At 72.3% G+C, this 10,556-nt stretch carries 4 protein-coding genes and 1 pseudogene; 2 read left to right on the forward strand and 3 right to left on the reverse strand.

All coding sequences use genetic code 11. The features are described from left to right. On the reverse strand, positions 1–374 hold a 374-nt coding region (locus tag A8W25_RS22720), incomplete at its 3' end, for a helix-turn-helix domain-containing protein (protein WP_234386550.1). 404 nt (positions 375–778) lie between these two features. Between A8W25_RS22720 and A8W25_RS22725 the strand changes: the two genes are divergently transcribed. Then, a complete protein-coding gene (locus A8W25_RS22725; RefSeq protein WP_079126317.1) occupies positions 779–4,561 on the forward strand; it encodes a helix-turn-helix domain-containing protein in 3,783 nt (1,260 codons plus the stop codon). A 94-nt stretch (positions 4,562–4,655) separates the two neighbouring features. Here the strand turns inward: A8W25_RS22725 and A8W25_RS22730 are convergent, their stop codons facing one another. Continuing rightward, a complete protein-coding gene (locus tag A8W25_RS22730) occupies positions 4,656–5,603 on the reverse strand; it encodes a helix-turn-helix transcriptional regulator (RefSeq protein WP_067164447.1) in 948 nt (315 codons plus the stop codon). Positions 5,604–5,694: 91 nt separating this feature from the next. Between A8W25_RS22730 and A8W25_RS22735 the strand changes: the two genes are divergently transcribed. Next, the gene (locus tag A8W25_RS22735; protein WP_067164449.1) at positions 5,695–9,912 is read left to right on the forward strand and encodes a S8 family serine peptidase; all 4,218 of its coding nucleotides are present in this window, start codon (positions 5,695–5,697) and stop codon (positions 9,910–9,912) included. 185 nt (positions 9,913–10,097) lie between these two features. Here A8W25_RS22735 and A8W25_RS22740 read toward each other — a convergent pair. Further along, positions 10,098–10,556, reverse strand: a pseudogene (locus A8W25_RS22740) (serine/threonine protein kinase); the annotation flags it as partial.

Below are 10,556 nucleotides of genomic sequence, written 5' to 3' on the forward strand. Positions count from 1 at the left end.
GCCATGACCACCTCGGCGGCGTTGCCCGGCGGCAGGACCATCCCCTGCCGGTGGGAGACGGCCGCGTCCGCCGCTCCGGTCAGCCCGTTGACGATCACCATGCGGCCGCGGACGGGAGCCACGAGGGCGACGGCGGCCCCGGTCCACGCCGCCAGGTGCCGCAGGGGCAGAGCGGCGGCCCGGCCCAGCACGCGGTGGGATGTCCAGGAGTGCCCCAGGCGGACGATCGTCACCCCGATCCGGTAGCGGCCCGCCCTGCGCTCCACCCCGCCCACCGCGACAAGCTGCTCCAGCAGGCGGTGCGCGGTCGTCTTGGGCAGTCCCGCGCCGGCCGCGAGCTCGGTCAGCCCGGCCTCGTCCACCCGGGCCAGCACCTCCAACAACAGGAAGGCGCCTTCCAGGACGCTCCGTCCGGCCGAGGCCTTCGGTGCGGTGTGCCGGGGCGTGTCCCCACCTTCCTCCGGTCTCTCGTTTCGACAGTCCGCCGCCACAACCAGGCTTGTTCTGCGGGCACTTGTGGGCACGGACATGCGGTCGGCGAGCTCCATCGGGACTCCAGAGGGGTGGCGGGAGGGCGTGCACGTCGCGTCGTGAAGGTGGGCGCGGGTCGCGCCGCTCAGCCCCGAGCCCCCGCTGCCCCATCTCACCGGGCCGGGATCGCGCGAGTCGGGATCGCGCCTGCGAGTCTGGCGCAGACACCGCACGTCAAGGGAAGCCGTCGCCCGTATCCTTTGCCGGGCGGGTTTGTGGATACGGCCGTTGAGCTGGGGGAACCGGGGTGGGTGACGGTTCGGGTTTCGGGGCGGAGTTACGCCGTCTACGCGAGGAACGGGAGTTGTCGCTGGCTCAGCTGGCCGCGCTGACCCATTACAGCAAGGGTTATCTGAGCAACGTCGAAAACGCCCGCAAGGCGCCCTCCGCCGAACTGGCTCGCCGACTCGACGCGGCGCTCGGCGCCGAGGGCGACCTGATGGCGCTCGCCGACGCCCGCGAGGAGCCCGCGTGTCCCTACCGGGGGCTGGCGGCCTTCCAACCGGAGGACGCTGGTTGGTTCTTCGGGCGCGGGCGTATGACGGCTGACCTGGTGAGCCGGGTCAGTGACAGCGCGTCCGGGCCCCTTGCCCTGGCGGTGTTCGGCGCGTCGGGGGCAGGCAAGTCCTCGCTGCTGCGCGCCGGGCTGGTCCCCGCGATCGCCCGCGGCGCCCTCGCCGCCCCGGGCTCCGCCGACTGGCCGGTGCTGGTGATGACCCCCACGGCCCACCCGGTGAACGCGCTTGCCGAAGCGGTGGCCGAGTTGTTGAAGGTTCCCGTCGCGACCCTGCGGAAGGGCATCGATGCCGGAGAGTTGAGTGCCGTACTGCGCACCGTGCTCGCCGGTCGGCGCATCGTCCTGGTCGTGGACCAGTTCGAAGAGGTCTTCGCCGTCTGCGAGGACGAGGCCGAGCGCCGGGCGTTCATCACGGCCGTCTGCGACGCCGCCCGTCCCGGCCCGGACGCCCTCGCGGCGGCCGTGGTGGTGCTCGGTATACGGGCCGACTTCTACAGCCGGTGCCTGGACCATCCCGGCCTGCTGCGGGCGGCCCAGGACAACCAGTTCGCGGTGGACGCGATGAGCCGGGACGAGCTCGTCGAGGCGATCACCGCACCGGCGCGGGCTGCCCAGCTCGCCCTGGAGCCCGGTCTGACCGAACTGCTGCTGCGTGACCTCGGTGTGGCCCCCGGCAGCGGCCACACCACGTACGAACCGGGCGCGCTGCCCCTGCTGTCCCACGCGTTGCTGGCCACCTGGCAGCAACGCGCCGACTCCCATCTGACCGTGGCCGCCTACCAGCTCACCGGCGGGATCCACGGCGCCGTGGCGACCACCGCCGAGCGCGTCTACACCCGGCTGGATCCCACGGCCCGGCAAGCGGCCCGCCAACTGCTGCTGCGTCTGATCCGCGTCGGTGAGGACGGCACCGACGCACGCCGCCGCGTCGCCCGCGACCGGCTGGTGGACCAGTGCGGCGGCAGGGCCCCGGCGATCGTGGAGGCACTGGCCGCGGCCCGGCTGCTCACCCTCCACGACACCACCGTCGAGATCACCCACGAGGCGTTGCTGCGCGCCTGGCCCCGGCTGCGGGACTGGCTCACCGAGGATCGTCAGGGGCTGCGCGCCCTCGACCAGCTCGCCGAGGCCGCCGACGCGTGGGAAGCCCTGCAGCACGATCCGGGCACGCTGTTCCGCGGGACGCGTCTCGCCCTGGCCGGTCAATGGGCCGCCGTCCACCGCGATGCCCTCTCCGAACGCGAGGAGCGGTTCCTCAAGGCGAGCTTGGCCAACGAGGATGCCGAGCGGCTGACGACCCGGCGCCGGACGCGGCGTCTGCGCCAACTGGTCGGCCTTCTCACCGTCCTGCTGGTGATCGCTTCCATCTCGGTGGGATACGCGATGGACGCCGAGCACCAGGCCAAGAAGCAGCGCAATATCGCCGTCGCACGCGGAGCCGCCGGTGAGGCAGCGGCGATGCGGGAGAGCAACCCCGCCCTGTCCCTGCAACTGAGCCTGGCCGCTTATCGTCTGGCGCCGACCGCCGAGACCCGGGACACACTCCTCGGCTCGTTCGCCCTCCCCTACGCCGGCCGCCTGACCGGCCACACCGGCGAGGTCGTCGCCCTGGCCATCGCCCCCGACGGCCGCACCGCGATCACCGGCAGCGCCGACCACACCGCCCGGCTGTGGGACATCACCGACGACCACCGCCCACGACAACTGGCCGTCCTCAGCCAGGCCCAGGAGGTCAAGGCGGTCGACTTCGCCCCCGGCGGTCAGCTCCTGGCCACCGCCGGCGGCCACACCGCCCGTCTGTGGGACACCTCCGATATGCGTCGGCCCCGGGAGCTGGCCGAGCTGACCGGCCACGACGACACCGTCAAGGCCCTCGCGTTCAGCCCCGACCACCGCACCCTGGCCACCGCGAGCAGCGACCACACCGTACGCCTGTGGAACGTGACCGAGCCCCGGTACCCCCAACTCGTCTCGACGCTGACCGGCCACACCTCGCAGCTGGGCACCGTTGCCTTCAGCCCCGACGGCCGCACCCTGATCAGCGCCGCCGACGCCACCCCCTGGGTGTGGGACGTCGGCGACCCGCGCCACCCGCACACCATCGGATTCCTCAGCGGCCACACCGGCGGCGTCAACAAGGCGGTGTTCAGCCCCGACGGTCACACCGTGGCCACCGCCGGCTGGGACCACACCGTGCGGCTGTGGGATCTGAGCCGTCCCCGCTCTCCACGCGCACTGGCCACCTTGACGGACCACACGGCCATCGTCTGGGCGGTGGCTTTCAGCCCCGACGGCCGCTCCCTGGTCTCGACCGGGGACGGCGCCCGGCTGTGGGACGTCTCCGACCCCGGCCGTCCGGTCCGTATGACCACCGTCCCCGGGTACTACGCCGCCGCCTTCACCCCCGACGGCCACACCCTCGCCACCACCGGCCTCGACCACACCGCCCGCCTCGTCCACCTGCGCGAACTCCCGCTCGTCGGCCACGGCAACGTCATCGCGGGGTTGGCCCTCAGCCCGGACGGACACACCCTGGCCACCGCCGGCTGGGATCACACGGTACGGCTGTGGGACGTCACCGACCCCCGCGTCCGGCGCCCGCTCGCGACGCTGACCGGCCACACCAACTTCGTACGGTCGGTGGCCTTCAGCCCTGACGGGCGCACCCTGGCCAGCGGCAGCGACGACAACACCGTACGGCTGTGGGACGTGAGCGATCCCCGCACCCCGCGCACGTTCCGGACACTGGAGCCGCACGCTTCGGAAGTCGCCGCCGTAGCCTTCAGCCCCAACGGCCGCTGGCTGGTCGCCGGCGCGTACCAGCAGGTCAAGGTGTGGGATGTCGGCACCCGTGACCACCCCGGAGAAGTGGCCACCCTGGACGGCTTCCCCCATATGATCTGGACGGTCGCCTTCAGCCCCGACGGCCGCGCCCTGGGCGTCGGCGGCGGCCAGGGCGTCACCGCCCGCTTCTGGGACATCGGCGACCCCCGTCATCCGCGCGAGCTGGCCTTCCCCTTCGGTACCACCGACACCGTCGCGCCCGGCGCGTTCAGCCCGGACCGCAAGATCCTGGCCACGGTCAGCAACAACCTCGACAACGACAACCTCGTACGGCTGGTCGACATCCGCCGCCCTTCCCAGCCACGGCAGTTGGCCATGATCACCGGCCACACCGGCAAGGTCCGCGCGGTGGCTTTCAGCCCCGACGGACACACTCTGGCGACCGCCGCCAACGACAAGACCATCCGGGTGTGGAACATCGCCGACCCGCGACGCCCAGAGCTCCGCGCCACGCTCACCGGCCACACCGACAGTGTCACCTCGGTGGTGTTCCTGCCCGACGGCCATACCCTGGCCACCGGCAGCGACGACCACACGGCACGGCTGTGGAACATCTCCGTCGAACAGGTCGCCGCCCGGGTCTGCGACACCGTCCACCCCGGGATCACCCGCACGGAATGGAAGCGCTACTTCCCCCAGACCGCCTACCGGCCCCCGTGCCCTGGTTGAGCTTCCTCGCCCGCCCTGGCAGCCACCGTCCGTCAGACCTTCGACGACCGGGCCGCCATGGCACCGCAACACCTTCGGTAGATACCGCTGGACTTCATATCCAGCCCCGCCGAGCCGCGATCACCCCCGCCTGGAAGCGGTTGGCCGCGCCCAGTTCCTCGTGGAGGCGGCTGATCCGGCGCCGCATCGTCCGCACCGACCAGCCCAACTGGCGGGCGATCGCCTCGTCCTTGAGGCCGCCGACCAGCAGGGTGAGCATCTGGCGGTCCTCCTCGCTCAGAGGGTCGTCGGCGGGTGCGTCCAGCGGGGTGGCCGTGCGCCAGCACAGTTCCCAGTAGTCGATCAGCCCGTCCAGGAGGGCGGAGGGCCGGATGACGGCCGCGCGCACCTCGGCCGTGAAGTCGAGGGAGAGCGGCATGAGGGCAAGGCGCCGGTCGGCGATGGCCAGTTTGATCCGCAGTCCGGGCAGGACGCGGGCCTGCTCGCCGTGGGTCACCAGCTCGCGGATGTCGCCCAGCACGCCGGGCCATTCCAGCGCCTCGGGGGCGTACACGGCACGGTAGCGGACACCCCGGGTGAGAGCCGTCGCCTCGACCGGGTTGGAGGTGGTGAGGGCGTACGGCGGGCGGTCCAGCGTGATGACCTCCTCACGCGCCTCCTGCTGAAGCTGTACGAACCAGCGGCCCAACGCCTCGCCGCCGGTGATGACTTCAACTTGTTCGGAGCCGCCCTGCCGGGCCGTGGTGAACAGACGAGAGAGTTCGTCGGCGGCGGCCCGTACGCCGTCGAGGTCGGCGGTGCGGGAGCGGACCAGGGACTCCAGGGCCGCGCCCGGCTCAATGGCCGCGTAGCGGCGGCGAGTTCCGGAGAGCCGCCCCACCAGGCCGTTCTCGCGCAGCCGGTCCAGGGCGCGGGCGACCCGCTCGGTGGAGCAGCACAGATCGCCCGCCAGCTCCGCGGGAGCGGCGGTGTGGCGGACCAGGATCGCTCGGTAGACGCTCTCGTCGAACGGGTCGATCCCGGCGGCTGTCAGCTGGGGCATGGTCAGGATCCTGGCCCGTATGTGCCAGGGGCCGCAATGGGCCAGGCCAAATGGTTGTCTGGACCACTGGATTCCGATTACTTGGTCTGGCATGACCCCTCGAAGATCCCTCACTGCCGCACTCGCGGTCGCCGTCCTCGGCGGCCTGCTGTCCGCGGTACCCCAGTCCGCCACCGCGGACCCCCACCAGGATCCGGAGCAGCGCGTCATCGTCACGCTGACCGGGGACGCCGCCGCGGCCGGGAAGGGCGTGCTGCGCGCCGCCGATGCCCGGGAGATCGGCACGGACCGGGCCGCCCTCGCCGGCCGGCAGAAGTCGTTCCTCGACCGGGCCAAAGGCGCCGGGCTGCACGCCGGTTCGCCACGCACACTGAATCTGCTGCTCAACGCGGTCGCGGTGACGGTGAAGGCCTCCGAGGTCGCCGCGCTCAAGCAGCTGCCCGGGGTGGCTTCCGTGGTCCCCGACGCCAAGATGCGCCTCCTCACCGATGCGAGCGTGCCGCTGATCAACGCTCCGCAGGTGTGGCGCCGCAAGGACCCGGCGGGCAACGGCGCCGACGGCAAGGGCATCACCGTCGCCGTCCTGGACAGCGGGGTCGACTACAGCCATCCCGACCTCGGCGGCGGCTTCGGCGAGGGCCACAAGGTCGTCGGCGGCTACGACTTCGCCAACGGCGATGCCGATCCGATGGACGACAACGGCCACGGCACCCACGTCGCCGGCATCATCGCGGGCAAGGCCGCCCAGCGGGGCGGCGTGACCGGTGTGGCGCCGGGCGCGAGCATCCTGGCGTACAAGGTCATGGACGACGCGGGCGAGGGCTACACCTCCGACATCGTGGCCGGCATCGAGGCCGCGATCGACCCGGCCAGTCCGCACCGCGCCGATGTCATCAACATGAGCCTCGGTGGCTACGGGGACGGCACCGACCCGCTCGGCGCGGCCGCAACCGCCGCCACCGAGGCGGGCGTCGTGGTCGTCGCCTCCGCAGGCAACGAGGGGCCGGGCAGGGGCACCGTGAGCACCCCGGCCGCCGCCGACGGCGTCATCGCGGTCGGTGCCTCCATCAGCGGGCTGCGCATACCGAGCGCCGCCTACCGGGGCGGCGAGAAGATCCAGACGTACCGCGCGATGGTCTCCGCGAACCCGCCCGCCAAGCCCTTCACCGCCCCTCTCGTCGACGTCGGGCGGGGCACCGCGGAGGACTGGGAGCGGGCCGGCGACGTCAAGGGCAAGGCCGTACGCATCGACATGCTGGTGGCCCAGTCCTCGCGGGACCTGTACCTGACGGAGATCGAGATGGCCCGCGAAGCCGAGCGGCGCGGCGCGATCGCCCTCATCGGCGGGCCGGCCGGGGGCAGTGGCCCGGTGTTCGCCGCCGCGGGCCCGCTGTCGCAGGACCAGCCCCGAGCCTCCGCCGGCGACGGCACGATCCCGCTCCCCGCGCGGACCTCGCTCAAGGACTCCGGCGACTCACTGCGCATGGACACCCTGGTCATGCTGGGTATCGACGCCACCCAGTACGCCGAGCTCGGCCGCCGCCTGGCGAAGGGCAAGGTCGAGGTGACGATCAGCGGCACGGACGTCACCGACAAGATCGCTTCGTTCTCCTCGCGCGGTCCCGACCTGAGATGGGGCCTGAAGCCGGACCTGGTCGCACCGGGCTACGACATCCGCTCCACCATCCCCACATCCCTGTACGCGCCCGGCTACTACCGTATGTCGGGTACGTCCATGGCAGCACCGCACGCCGCGGGCGCCGCCGCCCTGCTGCGCCAGCTGCACCCCGGCGAGACCCCGGCGAAGGTCACCTCCCAACTGGTGGGCTCCACCCAGCAGATCAAGGACTACGGGTCGAGCACCGTCGGCTCCGGCCGCCTCGACGTCGCCGCGGCCGCCGACACGGCGGACACCGGCCTCACCACCGCCCCGGCCACCCTCTCCTACGGCCTCGCCGACCTCGCCCGGCACACGGTCGGCGGCAGCAGGAAACTCACCGTGACCAACTCCGGTACCAGGAGCCGCACCGTCCGTCTGAAGGCGAGCGGCCCGGCGAGGGTCAGCCCGGACACCCTGCGCATCCCGGCGGGCACCAGTGCGACAGCGACGGTGACCTTGAGGGCCGACCGCCCGGCCGGCGAAGCCGAGATCACCGGCACGGTGACCGTCACCCCCGAGCGCGGCGCCGCGCTGCGTGTCCCGTACCTCCTGGTCGTACGGAAGCTGTTCCTCCAGGCCGGCCCCGACCCGAGCGACGGTAAGTCCACCGCCGTCGTCATCACCCCGGCGCCGCTGGCGAAACCGCCGCTCCTGACCGTCACCCCGCCCCATGGCAGGCCCTACACCGTCACCGCCACGCTCCGCTCCGCGAACGTCTACCAGGCAGAGATCACCGGGCGCGGCGAGGGCGCCCACCTGGTGTCCGCCGAAGGCCGCAGCACCGACGGCAAGACGCTGACCAGCAACGGCGACGGCTTCGAGGTCACCCCGGAGAACAGCCGCAAGTCCCGCTGGCAGCCCGTCGGGCCCAACTCCGAGAGCGGCGACATCACCACCGCGGCCAGCGCCCCGGGCACCGCCGTCCTCACCCAGTACGACAAGGCCGGCCCCTGGTCCACCGAGGACAACGGCGCGACCTGGATGCAGCACACCAGGCTGCCGGTCGGTGACGTGGCCGGCCGGGCCTTCACCGTCATCGACCCGCACAACGCGAAGCGCTGGTGGTACGCGGCCAACAGCGCGTCCGGCATTCCCCGCACGGGCTCGATCCTGCGCACCCAGGACGGCGGCCGCACCTGGCAGACACTCCACACCCCCGACACACGCATCATCGGGTTCCTCACCGACGAGGCGGGCAGAACCCTCCTCGCCGTCACCGACACCGACCTGCTGATCAGCCGGGACGGCGGCGACACCTGGACCACCGAGCCCCTCGGTATCCCCGTCGACGACGTCTACGACGTGGCGGTCGGCGGCGACAGCCTCTACTTCTCGGCGGGCAAGTCGCTGTGGAAGCGCGACGGCCTGTCCTCGGGCACCCTCGGCAAAGCCACCAAGGTGTACGAGCCCGGCGGCGGCAAGGTCTCCGTCACCGTCGTCGCGGACAGCCAGGTCGTCGCCGTGTACGAGGTCGGGTCCGGCATCGTCGGCTCCTTCGACGGCGGCAGGACCTGGGCCACGCTGGACAACCACGGATACGGCGGTACCGGCCTGACCCTCACCGGCGGCGACATGTACGCCGGCTACGGCAAGGACATCCGCGTAGGCCGCGACCACGGCCGCCGATGGAGCACCATCCCGGCCGCCAACCGCGCCTCCACCACCTCCGACTTCGACCGCTGGGCCGACGGCTCGCTGACCGTCTCCGCCGACGCGGCCGGTGTCTACCGGGGCACGCCGGACGGCAAGGACTACCGGCGCCTCGGCGTCCAGGGCGGCACCGTCAACTCCCTCGCCCTCAGCGGAGACCAGCTGCTCGCGGCCGGCCGCCAGGGCACACACCGCTCGCGGCTTCCGGTCTCGGGCGCCGAGTGGGGCACCACCGGCGGCGAAGGCAGGATCGGCGCCGGGACCCGGCTGCTGCAGGCCTCCGCCAAGGACTCGCGGATCGCGTGGCGAGTGCGCAGTGGCCCCTGGGGCGACTTCCACCTGCAACGCAGCGGCGACTCGGGTGCCACCTGGCAGGAGAAGGGCGAGAGCAACGGCACGGTCTTCGCCATGGCGGTGCACCCCGCCGACCCCGACCGCGTCTACGTCTCGTACGCGAATCTTCTGGGCCAGGGACTGTTCTCCACCGAGGACGGCGGCGCGACCTGGAAGAACCTCCTCCACGACCGGACGTACTTCACCGCCGTCGCAGGCGACCCGAAGAACCCGGACCGGCTGTGGCTCGGCGCCCCCGACGGCCTCTACCGCTCCGACAACGGCGGCGACGACATCACCAAGATCGCCGACGGCCGCGTGGACACCATCGAGTTCACCGGGGCGAAGATGCTGACCGGTGGCGACACGATCAAGGTCTCGACGGACGGCGGGAAGACCTTCCGCACCGCCGACACCGGCAAGCTGCCGCTGCGGGTCAGCGACATCCTGCAGGTGGGCGGCACCCTCTACGCGGCCACCACCAGCCACTGGGACACGGCCCTGCCGCGCGGGGGCCGAGGCGTCCTGCGCTCCACGGACGGCGGCCGCAGCTGGCAGAACATCTCCACCGGCCTGCAGAACCTCAACGCCACCAGCCTGGCGGCCACCGGCGGCTGGCTGTACGTGGGCACGGTGCAGGGAGGTGTGCACCGCCTGAAGCTCTGACCGGACAGGTGTTGTGGGCGAAGGGGGGGCACGCCCGTAGCAGGCGTGCCCCCCAGAAGGTTGGCGAAGGCGAGCTGGAACAGCGGCCCGGCCGGGCCGGTTCGTGTTCGTCGTCGAGGCGGCGACGATCGAGGGATCCGGCTGCCGTACACGCGCTTGCCGCCGGGCCCCGCCCTGTGCGTCCCCTACCGCCGCGCCTCGTCAGGCAGCCGGAATCCGTCGCGTACCCGGTCGAAGACCGGCTTCTGCCGGTCCCAGTCCGCGGCCGGGGCCGAGAGGTAGATCGCGTACTCCTGCCCGCCCGGGTTGCCGAACCCGAGATCCACAGCGCGCCACTGGCGGGCCCGGCCCTTCCAGGTGAACTCCCAGATGGCCGCCGGAAGTTCCCGGTAGGTCGTGCTCTGCATCCGCAGCTGCCGGTAGCCGGGCAGCTTGCCCTGCTGGACGGATCTCGCCTCGTCGTCCTTCCAGCGCTGGAGGGGATCGGTGCTGGCGAAGTCGAGCGCGACCACGCGCAGGCTGACCATTCCGGCCGGGTCGATGTACGCGACCGCTTCGCCGTCGTCGTCCAGCTTCTTGCGGGTCCAGCCGTCGGGGACCGGGAAGGCGACCCCGAAGGCCTTCTCCTCGGCGAGGTGGTAGCC

Source organism: Streptomyces sp. ERV7 (genome assembly GCF_001653515.1).
Taxonomy (GTDB): domain Bacteria; phylum Actinomycetota; class Actinomycetes; order Streptomycetales; family Streptomycetaceae; genus Streptomyces.

Bases quoted from the DNA above. Each gene is read 5' to 3' on its own strand.
- A8W25_RS22730 (WP_067164447.1), bottom strand. From the start codon at position 5,603: ATGCCCCAGCTGACAGCCGCCGGGATCGACCCGTTCGACGAGAGCGTC.
- A8W25_RS22735 (WP_067164449.1), top strand. From the start codon at position 5,695: ATGACCCCTCGAAGATCCCTCACTGCCGCACTCGCGGTCGCCGTCCTC.